The organism is Rhodococcus sp. IEGM 27 (assembly GCF_033142305.1).
GTDB classification, from domain to species: domain Bacteria; phylum Actinomycetota; class Actinomycetes; order Mycobacteriales; family Mycobacteriaceae; genus Rhodococcus_F; species Rhodococcus_F oxybenzonivorans.
In genome coordinates this window covers 48792-66023 of sequence record NZ_JAWLSG010000020.1, presented here as the reverse complement: position 1 = coordinate 66023, position 17232 = coordinate 48792, and the positions used below count along the sequence as shown (strand labels likewise).

Sequence of the window (17232 nt, the reverse complement as noted above, 5' to 3'; positions counted from 1 at the left end):
GTCCAACCTCGTGTCCCCCGCCTTCCGGCCGGGGTCGGTGTCCGTGTCGCTCTGACTTCGAATAAGTTACGCGACGGGAAACAGGTTGCCAAATCCCCAGGTCGCCGAGGCGCTCAGCCCCGTTTGCGCTGGTCAATCGGTTGGCGTCCAGCAACTTCGGTCCTTCGGTCGCCGCCTCGAGGACTGTGACGCCCGACTCACCCTGCGACCACTGGGGTGAATCGGCTGCGAACCCGTCAGGATCCGGCGTCGACACGCTCGATCTGGCCTCCGAGGCCTTGCAGGTTCTCGACGAAATATGGATAGCCGCGGTCGATGTGGAATACGTCGTGCACCTCTGTCACTCCGTCTGCCACAAGACCGGCAAGCACCAATCCGGCGCCGGCCCTGATGTCGGACGACCACACGGGCGCGCTCGACAGCAGCGGTATCCCGCGGATCACCGCGTGGTGTCCGTCCGTCCGCGCGTCGGCCCCCAGCCGGATCATTTCCTCGACGAAGCGGAACCTGGCCTCGAACACGTTCTCCGTGATCATCGAGGTACCTTCGGCCACCGCTGCGAGACCGATCGCCATGGGCTGCAGGTCCGTGGGGAAGCCCGGATACGGGAGCGTCGCGAAGTTGACAGCGGTGGGACGAGCCTGCTGCTCCACCCGAAATCCGTCGGCCTCCGCGGTGACCTCTGCCCCCGCTGCCCGCAACTTGTCCAGGACCAAGCCGAGATGTTTCGGGTTGACGCCACGGACCCGGACGTCCCCCCTCGTCATCGACGCGGCGATACCCCACGTCGCGGCCACGATGCGGTCACCGATGACGCGGTGTGTGGTCGGTTCGAGCTGGTCGACGCCCTGAATGGTGAGCGTCGACGTGCCCGCGCCCAGGATCTTGGCACCCATACGGATCAGCATGTTGCACAAGTCGACAATCTCCGGCTCACGCGCGGCATTGTCGATCACCGTCTCGCCTTTGGCGAGAACAGCGGCCATGAGGATGTTCTCCGTCGCCCCCACAGACGGGAACGCAAGCCGAATGTTAGCTCCGTGCAGATCGTCTGCCTGGGCAACGACACATCCGTGTTCGATCGTGCTCTGCGCGCCCAGCAATCGAAGCCCGGATTGATGCATATCGAGTGGCCTGGATCCGATGGCGTCGCCGCCGGGTAGAGCGACCACCGCGCGTTTGCACCTCGCCACCAAGGGGCCCAGCACACACACCGATGCTCGGAACTGGCGAACTGCGGCAAAGTCCGCGTGGTATTTCGGCTCCGCCGGCGTGGTGATCCGAACCAACGAATCTTCGAGAACCACCTCGCACCCGAGGCCGCGCAGGACATCGGCCATCAAAGGAACGTCCAGGATGTCGGGGCAATTGGTCACGACGGTGGTGCCCTCAGCCAACAGCGCCGCCGCCATCAGCTTCAGAACACTGTTCTTGGCGCCCCCGACAGACACTTCACCTACGAGACGGTTACCACCGGTAACAAGGAAGCGTTCGCTCACGAAGCACAGCCTAGAGCCAGCGGCACCGACCTCGGAGGCCGGTACCGTAACGCTATGGCCGTACACCTCACCAAGATCTACACCCGGACCGGGGACGACGGGACCACCGGACTCAGCGATTTCTCCCGCGTACCGAAGAACGATCCCCGTCTCGTCGCGTATGCGGACTGTGATGAAGCGAACGCCGCAATCGGCGTCGCGGTGGCGCTGGGGAATCCCCCCGAGGAAATCCTGTCGATTCTGCGGCAGATACAGAATGACCTGTTCGATGCCGGTGCCGATCTGTCCACCCCGGTGGTCGAGGAACCCAAGTATCCACCGCTGCGTATCACCGCCGACTACATCGACCGGCTCGAACGCTGGTGTGACGAGCTGAACGAGCGCCTCGAACCCCTGAATTCCTTCATACTGCCCGGCGGAACCCCATTGGGAGCGCTGCTCCACGTTGCGCGAACCGTGACACGGCGTGCGGAGCGATCGGCGTGGGCCGCTGTCGACGCACATCCCGAGAACACTCACGCGCTGCCGGCGAAGTACCTCAACCGGCTCTCGGATCTGCTCTTCATCGTGGGACGGGTCGCGAATCCCGAAGGAGACGTGCTCTGGAAACCGGGAGCGGGGAAAGCCTGATCAGAATCGGCGTCCGCGTACCGATCGGCCCGACGGACGAGATTCGACCCACGACAGGAACGCGGTCAAAGCTCCACCGTCCAAGGCGATCTCGTACGCGGCGCCTCGGTCCTTCACGGACAGGATGACGATTTCGTCGGACATGATGTCGAACTCGGAGCCCGCGGGTTTACGACGGCCTTCGACTTCGATCCCCTGCCGCTCGATGCGCGAATCAGGGCCGGGACGCAAACTCGACAACTTGAAGAAGACGAGGGAGCCCTCGCCGTAACGAATGACGCCGTGACGCCATCCGGTGTCCCCCGCGGAAGGCGCCACGCGGAGAATAGCCGCGGTTCCACCGCGACGAAGAACAGCCAGACGATAGAGAAAGACCGCGACGAAGGCGGCGAGCAGCACAACCAGAATGATCAACACAGTCATTCCGATTGTCACTGTTCGTCGGCTCCGTCGCGGTCTGTCTCGTGTAACCTATGCGCGCTCTACGGCGCGAACTCGACCCTTGGCAACAGCAATCGCCTCGAGATCGTCTCCGCTCTCCTGGAGCACCGCCCGGGCGGCCTCCACGTCGATGTCCTCCGCGAGTTCGGCGGACTCGGCGAGGATCGTGACGGACTTCGCAGTCACGGAAAGGAAGCCGCCGTGCACAGCTGCGACGATACGCTCGCCGTCGGCTGTCGTAATCGCGACGACGCCACCCTCCACGAGCTGTCCGAGGACAGGCTCGTGACCAGGCATGACACCGATCTCACCCTCGGTCGTCTGTGCGCTGACGAGAGTCGCCGAACCAGACCACAACCGTCGCTCGACAGCGACGAGTTCCACGGTCATCTCAGCCATCGTCGACTACTTCCCGGCGATCTTCTTGGCTGCAGCCTCGACGTCGTCGAGTCCACCGCAGCTGTTGAACGCCTGCTCGGGCAGGTGATCGAACTCGCCCTTGCAGACGCGGTCGAACGCCTCGATGGTGTCGCGGAGCGGCACCACAGAGCCGGGCTCACCGGTGAACTTCTCGGCGACGATGAAGTTCTGGCCGAGGAACTTCTGCAGACGGCGGGCACGGCCGACGAGGACCTTGTCCTCTTCCTGCAGTTCGTCCATACCGAGGATGGCGATGATGTCCTGGAGTTCCTTGTACTTCTGCAGGATTCGCTTGACCTCGTTGGCCACCCGGAAGTGCTCGGCACCGACAATGCCGGGCTCGAGGATCCGGGAGGTGGAGCTCAGCGGGTCCACAGCGGGGTAGATACCCATCTGCGAGATCGGTCGCGACAGCTCGGTGGTCGCATCGAGGTGCGCGAACGTCGTGGCCGGCGCCGGGTCGGTGTAGTCGTCGGCGGGCACGTAGATCGCCTGAAGCGAGGTGATGGAGCGACCGCGCGTCGAGGTGATTCGTTCCTGCAGCTCACCCATCTCGTCAGCCAGGGTCGGCTGGTAACCCACGGCCGAAGGCATACGACCGAGCAGGGTCGACACCTCGGAACCGGCCTGGGTGAAACGGAAGATGTTGTCGATGAACAGCAGAACGTCCTGGCCCTGGACATCGCGGAAGTACTCCGCCATGGTCAGTGCGGACAGAGCGACGCGCATACGCGTTCCCGGCGGCTCGTCCATCTGGCCGAAGACGAGGGCGGTGTCCTGCAGGACGCCCATCTCTTCCATCTCGAGGTGAAGGTCGGTGCCCTCACGGGTGCGCTCACCGACGCCTGCGAACACCGAAGTTCCGGAGAACTCGCGGGCGATACGGGTGATCATTTCCTGGATCAGAACGGTCTTGCCGACACCGGCACCACCGAACAGACCGATCTTTCCACCCTTGACGTACGGGGTGAGGAGGTCGATGACCTTGATACCGGTCTCGAGGATCTCCGTCTTTCCCTCGAGCTGGTCGAAGGCTGGCGGCTTGCGGTGGATGCCCCACTGCTCGCCGTCGCGTCCCGTGCCGGGAGCGTCGAGGCAGTCGCCCAGTGCGTTGAACACGTGGCCCTTGACGACGTCGCCGACGGGAACCGAGATCGGCTTGCCCGTGTCGGCCACCGAGGTGCCGCGGACGAGGCCGTCGGTCGGCTGCATGGAGACGGTGCGCACCAGGTTGTCACCGAGGTGCTGCGCGACCTCGAGGGTCAGCGTCTTGGCGACCGAGGGAAGCGTGATCTCGGCATGCAAGGCGTTGAACAGTTCAGGAATGGAGCCACGCGGGAATTCAACGTCCACGACGGGACCGATGACCCGCACGACGCGGCCGGCCACGGACGAATCCGAACCTGCCCCGTTTGTTTCGGTTACTGCTGCGGTCATTGCTTAGTCACTTCCTGCGCTCGAGGCGAGCGCATTCGCGCCGCCGACGATCTCGCTGATTTCCTGGGTGATCTGGGCCTGGCGAGCCTGGTTGGCCTGACGGCTGAGAGTGTTCACCAGTTCGTTTGCGTTGTCCGTCGCCGCCTTCATGGCGGTACGACGGGCAGCCGACTCCGACGCCGCAGCATCCAGCAGCGAGGAGTAGATGCGGGTGCTGATGTACTTCGGCAGAAGGGCACCGAGCAACCTGTCGGGTTCCGGCTCGAAGTTGTATCCGGCGACCGGTTCGTCGTTCCGGTGACCGTTCGACAGCATGTCTTCACCGAGTTCGATGTTCTCCTCGGAGACCGTGACGTCCAGCGGAGCCATCCGCCGCACCTCGGGAGACTGAGTGAGCATCGACACGAAGCGGGTGTAGACGATGTGCAGTTCGTCGACACCTTCGATGGTTCCCTCGCCGTTGTAGGCGGGAATCTCGGCGCCGGATCCGGCCATGAAGAGCTCCACCAGGTGGCGGCTCGCCTTGGCAGCATCGGAATAACCGGGGTCCTGAGAGAACCCCGTCCACGCAGCCCCCAGGTCGCGACCACGGAACGTGTAGTAGCCGAGGCCCTTGGCACCGAGCACGAAGATGACCGGGTCCTTGCCCTCGCTGCGCAGCAGTTGGAACAGTTCCTCGGCCTCTTTGAGGACGTTGGAGTTGTACCCACCGCACATGCCGCGGTCGCTGGTGACAACCAGGACGGCAGCACGCTTGGCGTTGGCGCGCTCGTTGAGCAACGGGTGATCCAACGACGCCGACGCACTTGCCAGCTCCGTCAGGACCTTGGTGATCTCCTCGGCATACGGCTTCGACGCAGCGACCCGGGCCTGAGCCTTGGTGATGCGCGAGGTCGCGATCAGCTCCTGGGCCTTGGTGATCTTCTTGGTCGAGTTGACCGACTTGATACGAGACCGCAGTTCGAGAATGCTTGCCATCGATCGATCACTCTCCCTTCATGTTTCGCGGCGTCCCCGTGGTGGTGCGACGCAGTGTCATGGACTGGGCGCTCACTTGCTGACGGTGGTGCGCTTGACGTTGATCTGCTCGTGCCCGACCTCGTTGGCGTCGAGCGCCTCGGCCTCGGCCTCGTTCACGACCCGGCTTCCGTCGGATGCAAGGAAGCCTTCCTTGAACTTGTCGGTGGCCTTGATCAGCGCGGCGGCGTTGTCGGCGTCGAGCGCCTTGCCACCCTTGATGCTCGAGTACACGTCGGAGGCACTGCGGTGCAGGTCTTCCAGCAGCTCGGTCTCGAACCGGCGCACGTCACCGACGGGCACGCTGTCGAAGACGCCTTCACCGGCGAGGTAGATCGAGACGATCTGGTCCTCGACGGGAATGGGGCTGTACTGATCCTGCTTGAGCAGCTCGACCAGGCGAGCGCCACGCTCGAGCTGCGCCTTCGACGCGGCATCGAGGTCCGACGCGAACGCGGAGAATGCTTCGAGCTCACGGAACTGGGCCAGCTCCAGGCGAAGCGAACCGGACACCTTCTTCATGCCCTTGGTCTGCGCGGCACCACCGACACGGGACACCGAGATACCGACGTTGATGGCGGGACGAACACCCTTGTTGAAGAGGTCCGACTCGAGGAACACCTGACCGTCGGTGATGGAGATGACGTTGGTCGGGATGTACGCCGAGACGTCGTTCGCCTTGGTTTCGATGATCGGCAGCGCCGTCAGCGATCCGCCGCCGAGCGCGTCGGACAGCTTCGCCGAACGCTCCAGCAGACGGGAGTGGAGGTAGAAGACGTCACCGGGGTAAGCCTCACGTCCCGGCGGGCGACGCAGCAGCAGCGAGATGGCGCGGTAAGCCTCGGCCTGCTTGGTCAGGTCGTCGAATACGACCAGAACGTGCTTGCCCTGGTACATCCAGTGCTGGCCGATGGCGGAACCGGTGTACGGAGCGAGCCACTTGAAGCCGGCGGAATCGGATGCGGGGGCGGCGACGATGGTGGTGTACTCCATCGCGCCCTGCTCCTCGAGAGCAGCCTTGACGCCCGCGATGGTCGAGCCCTTCTGGCCGATCGCGACGTAGATGCAGCGAACCTGCTGCTTCTCGTCGCCGGACTCCCAGTTGGCCTTCTGGTTCAGGATCGCGTCGATGCAGACAGCGGTCTTGCCCGTCTTGCGGTCGCCGATGATGAGCTGACGCTGTCCGCGGCCGATCGGCGTCATGGCGTCGATGGCCTTGATGCCGGTCTGCAGCGGCTCCTCGACGGGCTGGCGCTCGAGCACGGATGCTGCCTGCAGTTCGAGGGCGCGAGTCTCGTTGCTCTCGATATCGCCCAGGCCGTCGATCGGATGGCCGAGGGGGTCCACGACGCGTCCGAGGAAGCCGTCGCCGACGGGAACCGACAGAACGTCGCCGGTCCGCTTGACTTCCTGGCCCTCCTGGAGGTCCGCGTAGTCACCCAGGATGACGGCACCGATTTCGGTGGCGTCGAGGTTGAGGGCAACGCCCAGGATTCCGCCGGGAAACTCCAGCAGTTCGTTGGCCATCGCCGAAGGCAGGCCACTGACGTGCGCGATGCCGTCGCTGGTGTCGGTCACAACGCCGACCTCCTCGCGGGAGGCCTCCGGGGAGTAGCTCGCGGTGTAGTTCTCGATCGCGCTACGGATCTCGTCGGAGGAGATCGTCAGCTCCGCCATGATTGTTCCTGCTCTCGGTGTCTGGTTTTCGGAAGTATCTGGGTATTGATTCGGAAGCGGACTACTTGAGGGACTTCCGCAACGCTGCGAGACGCCCCGCTGCGCTGCCGTCGATAACCTCGTCGCCCACCCGGACGACCAAGCCGCTGAGGAGCTCGGGATCGACCTCCACGTGAACCGTCACCGGCTTCCCGTAGGTACGGGTGAGGGCGGCGGCCAGCCGATCGGTTTGCTCACTGCTCAGTGTAGAAGCGCTCCGAACCTTCGCGACGACGGCTTCTCGCCGAGCTGCCGCCAGATTCGCCAATGCGTCGAACGCATCCGCGGGGGCGGTCGACTTCAACCTGCCCACTGCCTGAACGGCCAGCGCCTCCGTGACTGCAGTCACCTTGCCGTACAGCAGCTTGGAGAGCAGGTCACGCTTGGCTTTCGCCGAGACGGATCGATCGGAAAGCGCCTGTTCGAGTGTCGGGTCACCTGCGACGATTCGACCGAGACGGAACAATTCGTCCTCGACCCCGTCGAGCTGTCCCTGGTCGGCCGCTGCCTTCAGCAGCGACTCCCGACCGAGAAGCACCAGCGAGTTGAGCAGGTCGGAGGTGGTGGACCAGTTCTGGCCCACCGCCGCCTTCACGGTGGCGAGGGTCTCCGCGGAGACCTTGCCACCGAACACCTGCTCGGCCAGGCCTTCGCGAGCGCTCCCGGCCGCCGAGTTGTCCGCCAGCGCGCTACGAAGAGTGCGCTGAACGTCCAGGGTCTCGACGACCGTGAACAGCTCTGCCCCGGTCTGGGCCGCGGCCGCGGTGGCTGCTCCGGCAGAGACGGATCCCAAGGCCGAAGACAACGCAGCACGTGTCTGCGTCAAGGCCTCACGGCTCGCTGCGTACATGGTGCTCACTTCCCTGCTGCGGAATTTGCGCCGATGGCGTCGAGCTCGTTCAGGAATCGGTCGACCGTGCCGGCCCGCTTGACGTCGTCGGAGAGCGACTCCCCGATGACCTTCTCAGCGAGGTCGACCGCGGTGCGTCCGAGTTCGCCACGCAGTTCGGTGACGATCTGCTGCCGCTGAGCAACCAACTGGCTGTGACCGGAGGCCACGATGCGGTCGCTCTCTTCCTGAGCCTGTGCCTTCATCTCGGCGAGGATCTGCTGCCCCTGGGTGCGCGCGTCCTCACGGATCTGCGCAGCTTCGGTGCGAGCTTCGGCGAGCTGGGCACGGTACTGCTCGAGCGCCGCCTTCGCCTCGGCCTGGGCTTCTTCGGCCCTCTTGATGCCGCCGTCGATCTGTTCGGTTCGCTCGGCAAGGACCTTCTGGAACATCGGAAGGACGTACTTCCAGAAGACGAAGCCGACGACGAGCAGGCAGACGAGCGACCAAACGATGTCATACGTCGCGGGCAGGAGAGGGTTGTGTGCCTCTTCCTCTGCCGCGAGCAATGCGATGTTGGTTGCCATGACGGTCTTAGAAAATGAAGCCGGCGACGAGGCCGATCAGCGCGAGAGCTTCGGTGAAGGCGATACCGAGGAACATGGTGGTACGAACCTGTCCGGCCATCTCGGGCTGGCGAACCATGCCCTCGATCGCCTTACCGACAACGATGCCCACGCCGATGCCGGGGCCGATCGCGGCGAGACCGTAGCCGATGGCTCCGAATCCCGTCGAGTTGGTTTCCTGGACAGCTTCCTGAGCGAGGTAGGCGAGGCTCATGGTGTTCCGTTCCCTTTCTGTTGACCTCCGCCGGATTCGGCGGGAGGCTCAGTTCTTGGTGTAGCTGGTCGTGGAGATGTTGGTGCTAGTGCGAATCCGCGTGCAGAGCCAGGTCGATGTACACCGACGTGAGCAGCGCGAAGACGTAGGCCTGCAGGAAGATCACCAGCAGTTCGAAGAAGGTGAATGCAATGCCGGCGGCGAGCGATGCCACACCGAACACGGCCTGGAAGCCACCTGAGGTGAAGAAGAAGAACTGGGTGGCACTGAAGAACAGCACCAGCAGGATGTGGCCGGCCAGCATGTTGGCCATGAGACGCACCATGAGCGTGAACGGCCGCAGGACGAAGGTGGAGATGAACTCGATCGGCACGAGCAGGAAGTGCAGGGGAAGCGGGACGCCGGGAACCACGATGCTGCTCTTGACGTACTTGAAGAACCCGTACTTCTTGATGCCCACGTAGTTGAAGACGATGTACGCCAGGGCAGCGAGCACCAACGGCATGCCGATCCGCGCGTTGGGCGAGATGTTGATGAACGGGATGATGCTGCCGAGGTTGCTGGCGAGCACCAGGAAGAAGATCGTCGTGATGACGGGCAGGAAGCGCTTGCCTTGTTCCTTGCCGAGAATCTCTTCCGCGATGTTGATCCGGACGAAGTCGAGAGCGATCTCGCCGATGTTCTGGACACCGCGTGGAATGATCTTCGGGCTGCGCATCGCGATGACGAAGAAGATCATCATGAGGGCGGACAGCAGGATGCGAACCAGCATCAGGCGGTCGAGTTCGAACGGAGTCCCTTCGAACAGGACCGCGGGCGGGAAGAAGTCGTTCAGGGAAGGCGGATGGAATTCTCCAGCAGCCACGTTGATGACGCTCAGCGTTCTCTCCCGTAGTCGGTCCGCAGCCTTCGTTGACTGCGGTTCGATCGGACATTGACGATCAAACAAGTCGACAAGCTCGACTCGCGTATTCGTCAGCTGCTGTGGACTCCAGGGAGTCCAGCGTCTGTCGGTGTCGGCGACTCTCGTCGACTCGGCGGCCTTGAAAGTGCGACCGCCTGCAAGCATGCAATACCAGCCAGTAACTTACTCGCCGTCTCATTGCTCTCGCTTGACCCAGACCTTATCAAGTCATCTACGACGTTGTGTAGACGGGGTCCGGCTCGATTCAATTTTACTACATCCCGTAGTACTACTGGGCGTCCTTCTCCCCCGGTTCGGCATCGCCCGCTGCGCGTGGCTCCACGTACGGGGCCTTCACGCCAAGTACCCCATAGGTTTCCGCACCGAGCACGATCACCAAGGACAACACGATGACCAATACCAACGCCGTTTTGTCGTAGAAGTCGAGCGGTTTCAGGATCGCCAGGACCGTGATCGCGAGGATCATTTTCAACAGCCAGGTACCGAGCAGCACCGCCCCCGCAGTCATGGCGGGAAGCTTGGCCGTGAACAACACCCCGAGGGCCGTGCAGAGAATGAACCCTCCGCCGACCGCCGCGCCCAACAGCGCGCCGTAGAGACCAGGCATACCTGCGAGCAGAGTTGCAACGATGGAACCGACCACTGCCAGCACGATCAGGCCGAGGACGCCGTAGCGGACGGCGGCCCGCAACGAGGCGGTGTGATCGGGAGCAGGCGCGGGGATGAACGTCACGGTCGCCAAGGGTAGTGGATCGTCCTCGGCGCACCGCAACCGTGACCTCACGTCTGGCGGTCGTGCTGTTGCCCCCGGATGGAAGGTACCGCCGTGACCACCAGCGCGAAGACGAGTCCGCCGGCCACCAGGAGCACCACTACGCGGCGGTCGAACAAGGCAGATCCGACCGCACCGAACGCCAGTACGCCGACCCATAAGTAGATGAGCAGGACCACTCGCCGATGTGAATGCCCGATCTGCAGGAGGCGGTGGTGAAGATGCATCTTGTCGGGGCTGAACGGACTGACGCCTGCGCGCGTACGCCGGACCACGGCAAGCAGCAGGTCGAGGATCGGGATGAACATGACGGCGCCGACGAGCAGCAGTGGCGACAGAAGACCCAGAAGGTCGCGGGTGCCGTAGGCGGTCAGCGGAATGCGGCCGGAGGCGCTGGTCGAGATGGCCGCGAGCATCAGGCCGATCAGCATCGATCCGGAGTCGCCCATGAAGATGCGCGCAGGCTGGAAGTTGTGCGGCAGGAAACCGAGACAGGCGCCTGCCAGTGCTGCGGCGATCAACGCCGGCGGATAGGCGCTCACATCACCGCCCTGATCGTGGAGCAATCCGACCGAGAACACGCAGATCGCGAGCGAGGAAATCAGCCCGAGACCTGCGGCGAGACCGTCGAGGCCGTCGACGAAGTTCATGGCATTGACCATCACCACGGCGACCGCCACCGTGACCAGTCCCGCCTGCAGCTGGTCGAGAATCACCGTGGTGCCATCGCCGAACGGAACGTAGATGATGAACCAGCTGACGCCCATCACGACGAGGATTCCGGCCGCCGTCACCTGGCCCACGAACTTGGTCAGCGCGTCGAGACCCCACCGGTCGTCGACCACCCCCACGAGAACGATGACGAACCCCGACACCAGGGCCGCGGGGATGTCGGAGGTGAACTCGAATCCCCGGGTGAGCGCGGGTAGTTGCTGGGCGAACAACAGAGCGACCAGCATGCCCAGGTACATTCCGACGCCCCCGAGTCGGGGCGTGGGCGTGACGTGCACGTCCCGGTCCCGAGGCACTGCCACTGCCCCGAATCGCAGGGCGAACAGCCGGACGGCGCCGGTGGCGAGGTAGGTGACCACCGCAGCAGTGAAGAGGACGAGCAGAAGTTCACGCAGAGGGACGCCCGCACCCCCACCTGCTTGAGCCAGCACCACGCCGGCGGATTCGGCAGCAATCACTGGGCAGACGCTACCGTTGCCCCGCGCAGCCCGGTCATGCCGTCGCGGTCCCCTCGAGCAGACTCTCCGCCGACACCCCGAGGACGTCGGCGACGTCACCGGTGGGTACGGCACCTTCCCGGAGAATGCGGGGGCTCGCGCCGGTGAGGTCGACGATGGTGGAGGCCCGGCCTTGTTCGGCACGCCCGCCGTCGAGGTACACGCCGGCCGATCCGCCGAGCTGGTCCCGAGCTTCCTGGACGGTGGTGGCCGGTGGTTGTCCCGAGACGTTGGCGCTCGACACCGCGAGCGGTCCGACTTCACGTAACAGTTCGAGGGCGACCGGATGCAGGGGCATGCGAAGCATCACCGTCCCGCGCGTATCACCGAGGTCCCACGCCAGCGAAGGAGCCTGCTCCACAACAAGACTCAGGCCACCCGGCCAGAAGGCCCGAATGAGGTCGCGGGTGTGCGGGCGCACGCTGTACACGAGGCCGTCGATGGTGTTCCACGATCCGACGAGAACCGGCACAGGCATATCGCGGCCACGGCCCTTCGCCCGCAGCAACGCGGCGACCGCATCGCCGTCGAATGCGTCGGCGCCGATCCCGTAGAGGGTGTCCGTGGGCAGGACGACGAGTCGTCCAGCCTTGAGGGCGTTCTTGGCCGCACTCATTCCGGCGGCGCGGGAATCGGGGCGGCCACAGTCGTAAACGGTACTCACCGGCTCATTCTTTCATCCTCGCCGGCGGCCTCCGCACGCTGCGCCTCGACATCGGTCGCGATGCGCCGAGCCACCACGAAGCGGGGCTTGCCCGCGAGGTCGGGGTGTTCCGCGACGTCACCGAACACCCGACGCGCCGCGAACAGCGCCGCAACGTCCGCACCATTGGTGTCGTCGTGCTCGATTCCCACTGCTCCCCCGATCCTCAACCACCGCGCGACATTCGAGATCATCGGCTTGATCACAGATAATCCGTCCGGTCCGGCAAAGAGTGCGCTGTGCGGGTCGTGATCCGCCACTTCCGGCTCGAGTTCCGCGCCTTCGGGAATGTACGGCGGGTTGGCAACGATGAGGTCGACTGCACCTTCGAGGCCGGTCAGGATCGTCCGGTCGGTGACGTCGCCCTGGTACAGCTTGATCGGGGTGTCGCCCGCTCCAGCGCGGGCATCGGCATTGCGCCGCGCCCAGGCGAGCGCGTGCGGTTCGAGTTCGACGGCGTGCACGACGGCGTCGGGGCGGGCGTGGGCAATGGCGAGCGCGAGCGCACCCGACCCGGTACACAGATCCATGACGACCGGTGGGTGCTGATCGCAGCTTCCCAGGAACGCGAGCGCCCACCCGAGGAGAAGTTCGGTCTCCGGGCGCGGAACGAAGACGCCGGGACCGACCTCGATGTCGATGTCACCCATGGCGGCGGTTCCGAGGATGTACTGCAGCGGGATTCGCTTGGCGCGCTGTTCGACCATCTTCTTGTAGGCGTCGATCACCGACTCGTCGACCAGCGGCACGAGACCCAATCGGGTCCTCTCCACCCCCAGCAGATGGGCAGCCAGCATCTCGGCGTCCGCGCGGGCGCTGTGCACCCCTGCCTCGTCGAGTTGCGCGGCTGCATCGATCAGGGCCAGGCGAAGGGGAAGTCGGCTCACGGGTACAGACTGCCACGCCCTGGGAACGGTGATACTCCGGTCCTGGGTACCGCGTTACTCCGCGGCGAGCCGTGCCTCACGATCCGCCTTGCCCAGCGCGTCGAGGAGAGCGTCCAATTCACCGTCCAGGACGGCATCGAGATTGTGCGATTTGAAGCCGATTCGGTGATCGGTGATGCGATTTTCCGGGAAGTTGTAGGTGCGGATGCGCTCGGAGCGGTCGACCGTGCGCACCTGGCTCTGCCGCCCGGCCGATGCCTCGGCGTCTGCTGCTTCCTCGGCCGCTGCCTGGAGGCGAGCGGCCAGCACCTGCATGGCCCGCGCCTTGTTCTGTAGCTGGGAGCGCTCGTTCTGGCATGTCACAACGATTCCGGTGGGCAGATGCGTGATCCGCACCGCCGAGTCGGTGGTGTTCACACCCTGACCGCCCTTACCGGAGGAACGGTAGACATCGATGCGCAGATCGGTCTCATCGATCTGCACCTCCTCGACCTCTTCCGGTTCCGGATAGACCAGGACGCCGGCAGCCGAGGTGTGTACCCGGCCCTGCGACTCGGTGACGGGCACGCGCTGCACGCGGTGGACGCCGCCCTCGAACTTCAGACGGGCCCACACCCCGTCCCGAACCTCGCCCCTCGACTTGATCGACAGTGTCGCGTCCTTGTATCCACCGAGGTCGGACACTGTCGCATCGAGAACCTCGACGCGCCACCCGTGCCGCTCGGCGTACCGGACGTACATACGCGCGAGGTCGGACGCGAACAACGCCGACTCCTCACCGCCCTCGCCCGACTTCACTTCGAGTACCACGTCGTCACCATCGTGCGGGTCACGCGGCGCGAGGAGATCCGTCAGTGCCTTGTCGAGCTCGAGCACTTCGGCCTCGAGTGCGGGCACCTCGGCCGCGAAGCTGGAATCGTCGACGGCGAGCTCACGCGCGGCTGCGAGATCGTCCTGCGCAGCCTTGAGCTTGCTGTACGTCGACATGATGGGCGCAAGCTCGGCGAAACGCTTCCCGGCTTTGCGGGCCGCGGAGGCGTCGTTGTGCAGCGCTGGGTCGGACAACTGCTGCTCGAGGCCGGCATGTTCGGCCAGGATGTCGTCGATCGCCGACGGCTGGGTCGTCCCTGCCATGATGGGCTCCACTCTCGTCTCAGCGCGCGCTGCGCACTACGGGGTGCCGAGGGAAACGGCACAAAAAAGCCGACGCCCGGCCTGCAATTATCGCAGGACGGGCGTCGGCGGACCAGCTAGGACTCGGCAGATTCCTTTGCTGCGCCCTTGCCGGCGCGCTTGCCGTAGCGAGCCTCGAAGCGGGCGACGCGTCCACCGGTGTCGAGAATCTTCTGCTTACCGGTGTAGAACGGGTGGCACTGCGAGCAGACCTCGACGTTGATCCGTCCGGTCTCCTTGGTGCTTCGGGTCTCGAAAGTGTTTCCGCAACCACAGACCACGGTGGTGGCCACGTAATTGGGGTGAATGCCTGACTTCATGGTGTCCCTTTCAATGGTCGCCGGGTCGCCTTCGCCATTCGAAGACGTGAACCGGAACCGGACTCAGCCGTTCAGTATGCCAGATCGCGCGAGTGCGATCCCAATCGGCATGTGTGCTTGCGGAGAGATCAACGCCGCTCCCCCGCATTTAATTCCACCTGCTCTGTACTGGAGAAACGGCATAGCCCGGCGACAGGTCGCCGGGCTTTGCCGTGTCGAGCACTCAGTCGTCGATCGCTCCCGGAGCGGTCTTCGACACCTGCATGAGGAACTCGAGATTGCTCTTACTCTTCTTGAGGCGATCGATCAGCAGATCGATGGCCTGGTGCGAATCGAGACCAGACAGCACCCGGCGGAGCTTGTGCAGCACCGCGGCCTCATCCGGACTGAGCAGCAGCTCGTCCTTACGCGTTCCCGAAGGATTGACGTCGACAGCCGGGAACACCCGCCGTTCCGCGATCTTGCGGTCGAGCTTGAGCTCGGCGTTACCGGTTCCCTTGAACTCCTCGAAGATCACGGTGTCGCCGGTGGAACCGGTCTCGACCATGGCCGTCGCGATGATCGTGAGCGAACCGCCGTTCTCGATGTTGCGGGCTGCACCGAGGAAACGCTTCGGCGGGTACAGCGCGGTCGAGTCGACACCACCGGACAGGATGCGGCCCGATGCCGGCGACGAGTTGTTGTACGCGCGGCCGAGACGAGTGATCGAGTCGAGAAGGACGACGACGTCCTTACCGGCCTCCACCAGACGCTTCGCACGCTCGATGGCGAGCTCGGCGACCGAGGTGTGGTCTCCCGGCGGGCGGTCGAAGGTCGAGGAAATGACCTCACCCTTGACCGATCGCTGCATGTCGGTGACCTCTTCTGGACGCTCGTCGACCAGCACGACCATCAGGTAGCACTCGGGGTTGTTGGTCGCGATCGCATTGGCGATGGCCTGCAGAACGCTGGTCTTACCGGCCTTCGGCGGGCTCACGATGAGCGCGCGCTGACCCTTACCGATCGGCATCACGAGATCGATGACGCGGGTGGTGAGGATGTTCGGTGTGGTCTCGAGACGCAACCGCTGATTCGGGTACAGCGGGGTGAGCTTCCCGAACTCGGGGCGCTTCTTCGCCGCCTCGATGTCGCCGCCGTTGACCGTGTCGATACGCACCAACGGGTTGAACTTCTGGCGCTGATTGCCCTGGTCACCCTCGCGTGCAACCCGGACCGCACCGGTGATCGCGTCGCCTCGGCGAAGTCCGTTCTTGCGGATGAGGTTCATCGACACGTAGACGTCGTTGGGGCCCGCGAGGTACCCGGACGTCCGCACGAAAGCGTAGTTGTCGAGGACGTCGAGGATGCCGGCTACCGGCTGCAGGACATCGTCTTCCCGGATTTCCGTCTCGCGTACGTCACCGCCGCCGCCTTCGCCGCGGTCGCGCCCACGACGACGCTCGCGGAAGCGCCGTCCACGTCGTCCGCGGCCGCCTTCTTCGTCGTCGCCGCCCCGGTTGTCACGGTTGTCGCTCGTGCGCGGGCCGTTGTTGCTGCCCTGGTTGCGATCACCCCGGTCGCGGTCACGTTCGCGCGTGTCACCGCGGTCCCGCTCGCGGGTGTCGCCGCGGTCGTTCCGGTCGGTGCGGTCACCACGGTCGCTGCCGCGGTTGTCCCCACGCTCACGCCGCGTGCGGTCGCCGGACTGCTCGCCGGAGCCGTCCTGCCTTCCGGACTTTTCCGCACTGTCCTGACGGTCGTCGACCTGCTTGCGCTCGGCCTGCTGGGTGTCGACGCCATTCTGGGCGGCAGCATTCTGCGAGGGAGCGTCCTGGCCGCTGTCGGCCTGGTCGCCCTGCTCAGGGGCACCTGCCCGGCGGGAGGAGCCACGGCGCTGACGCCCGCGTCGGCCCGCCTCGGGGACATCGGTGTCGGCCGCGCTGCCGTCGGCAACTGCAGGTTCGGGCGCCTTGCTTTCGGCCGCCTTCTCGGCGGTCTCCTGCTGCGGAGACACGTCGAGGGCAGTCTGCGCGGACTGCTCACGCTTGGTGCGGGACGTCCGGGTGCGGGGCGCGGCCTCGGTCGTCGCAGCCGCCGACGCCGACGCGGCGCCCTGCCGATCCTTGATCGCGGCGATCAGGTCGCCCTTACGCATCCCTGAAATGCCTTTGATACCGAGCTCGCCCGCAAGGGCACGGAGCTCGGTCAGCACCATCCCGGACAGCCCGGCACCTCGGCGCGCCTCGGCGCGCTTTGTGGAGGCCGTCACTGCACCGTTTTCCGGTGCGGTCGATGACGCCTGTGAAGAGTCGCCTGCCTGCGCGCCAACGGTATCCACCGAGGAGGCGTCCGCAGGAGCGGCGATGAGGTCCGTATCGGTCACGGAGGTCCTTTCCTTCCCTCACTCGCGCTGCG

General features: G+C 64.9%; 18 protein-coding genes. 1 reads left to right on the top strand and 17 read right to left on the bottom strand.

The window, feature by feature from the left end:
• Nucleotides 1-236: 236 nt before the first annotated feature.
• On the bottom strand, nt 237-1499 hold the full coding sequence (gene murA / locus R4P95_RS32370; protein ID WP_213572663.1) for a UDP-N-acetylglucosamine 1-carboxyvinyltransferase: 1263 nt from the start codon (nt 1497-1499) through the stop codon (nt 237-239).
• Between the two features lie 54 nt (nt 1500-1553).
• On the opposite strand from murA, the gene R4P95_RS32365 reads away from it, so the two are divergent.
• Complete coding sequence (locus tag R4P95_RS32365; RefSeq protein WP_213572664.1) at nt 1554-2129, top strand: cob(I)yrinic acid a,c-diamide adenosyltransferase; 576 nt, start codon at nt 1554-1556, stop codon at nt 2127-2129.
• On the opposite strand, the gene R4P95_RS32360 is transcribed toward R4P95_RS32365, so the two are convergent.
• The 16 genes from R4P95_RS32360 to rho all read right to left on the bottom strand — a co-directional run bounded on the left by R4P95_RS32360 (nt 2130) and on the right by rho (nt 17200).
• A complete protein-coding gene (locus R4P95_RS32360; RefSeq protein ID WP_213572665.1) occupies nt 2130-2552 on the bottom strand; it encodes a DUF2550 domain-containing protein in 423 nt (140 codons plus the stop codon).
• 48 nt (nt 2553-2600) lie between these two features.
• Nucleotides 2601-2969 carry a F0F1 ATP synthase subunit epsilon gene (locus tag R4P95_RS32355; RefSeq protein WP_109328709.1) on the bottom strand — a complete coding sequence of 123 codons (369 nt, stop codon included), beginning with the start codon at nt 2967-2969 and terminating at the stop codon, nt 2601-2603.
• Nucleotides 2970-2975: 6 nt separating this feature from the next.
• The gene (gene atpD / locus R4P95_RS32350) at nt 2976-4427 is read right to left on the bottom strand and encodes a F0F1 ATP synthase subunit beta (protein WP_109328707.1); all 1452 of its coding nucleotides are present in this window, start codon (nt 4425-4427) and stop codon (nt 2976-2978) included.
• Between the two features lie 3 nt (nt 4428-4430).
• On the bottom strand, nt 4431-5405 hold the full coding sequence (locus tag R4P95_RS32345; RefSeq protein WP_213572666.1) for a F0F1 ATP synthase subunit gamma: 975 nt from the start codon (nt 5403-5405) through the stop codon (nt 4431-4433).
• Nucleotides 5406-5477: 72 nt separating this feature from the next.
• On the bottom strand, nt 5478-7121 hold the full coding sequence (atpA, locus tag R4P95_RS32340) for a F0F1 ATP synthase subunit alpha (protein WP_213572667.1): 1644 nt from the start codon (nt 7119-7121) through the stop codon (nt 5478-5480).
• A gap of 61 nt (nt 7122-7182) precedes the next feature.
• Nucleotides 7183-8010 carry a F0F1 ATP synthase subunit delta gene (locus tag R4P95_RS32335; protein ID WP_204164906.1) on the bottom strand — a complete coding sequence of 276 codons (828 nt, stop codon included), beginning with the start codon at nt 8008-8010 and terminating at the stop codon, nt 7183-7185.
• Nucleotides 8011-8015: 5 nt separating this feature from the next.
• The gene (locus R4P95_RS32330; RefSeq protein ID WP_213572668.1) at nt 8016-8576 is read right to left on the bottom strand and encodes a F0F1 ATP synthase subunit B; all 561 of its coding nucleotides are present in this window, start codon (nt 8574-8576) and stop codon (nt 8016-8018) included.
• A 7-nt stretch (nt 8577-8583) separates the two neighbouring features.
• A complete protein-coding gene (locus tag R4P95_RS32325; RefSeq protein ID WP_005252955.1) occupies nt 8584-8829 on the bottom strand; it encodes an ATP synthase F0 subunit C in 246 nt (81 codons plus the stop codon).
• Between the two features lie 85 nt (nt 8830-8914).
• Nucleotides 8915-9694, bottom strand: coding sequence for a F0F1 ATP synthase subunit A (atpB, locus tag R4P95_RS32320; RefSeq protein WP_109334994.1), 780 nt, complete (start codon nt 9692-9694; stop codon nt 8915-8917).
• Between the two features lie 328 nt (nt 9695-10022).
• The gene (locus R4P95_RS32315) at nt 10023-10496 is read right to left on the bottom strand and encodes a hypothetical protein (protein ID WP_159921206.1); all 474 of its coding nucleotides are present in this window, start codon (nt 10494-10496) and stop codon (nt 10023-10025) included.
• 38 nt (nt 10497-10534) lie between these two features.
• Entirely contained in the window at nt 10535-11716 is a 1182-nt protein-coding gene (locus R4P95_RS32310) for a glycosyltransferase family 4 protein (protein WP_109328695.1), read from the bottom strand.
• A 34-nt stretch (nt 11717-11750) separates the two neighbouring features.
• The gene (locus tag R4P95_RS32305) at nt 11751-12419 is read right to left on the bottom strand and encodes an L-threonylcarbamoyladenylate synthase (protein ID WP_109328693.1); all 669 of its coding nucleotides are present in this window, start codon (nt 12417-12419) and stop codon (nt 11751-11753) included.
• Complete coding sequence (prmC, locus tag R4P95_RS32300) at nt 12416-13345, bottom strand: peptide chain release factor N(5)-glutamine methyltransferase (protein ID WP_213572669.1); 930 nt, start codon at nt 13343-13345, stop codon at nt 12416-12418. Before prmC ends, R4P95_RS32305 begins: the two co-directional genes overlap by 4 nt.
• Nucleotides 13346-13399: 54 nt before the next feature.
• Nucleotides 13400-14479, bottom strand: a complete 1080-nt coding sequence (gene prfA / locus R4P95_RS32295) for a peptide chain release factor 1 (RefSeq protein ID WP_317747182.1) — start codon at nt 14477-14479, stop codon at nt 13400-13402.
• Between the two features lie 116 nt (nt 14480-14595).
• Complete coding sequence (gene rpmE, locus R4P95_RS32290; RefSeq protein ID WP_109328687.1) at nt 14596-14838, bottom strand: 50S ribosomal protein L31; 243 nt, start codon at nt 14836-14838, stop codon at nt 14596-14598.
• Nucleotides 14839-15061: 223 nt separating this feature from the next.
• Nucleotides 15062-17200, bottom strand: coding sequence for a transcription termination factor Rho (rho, locus tag R4P95_RS32285; RefSeq protein ID WP_317747181.1), 2139 nt, complete (start codon nt 17198-17200; stop codon nt 15062-15064).
• Nucleotides 17201-17232: the final 32 nt, after the last annotated feature.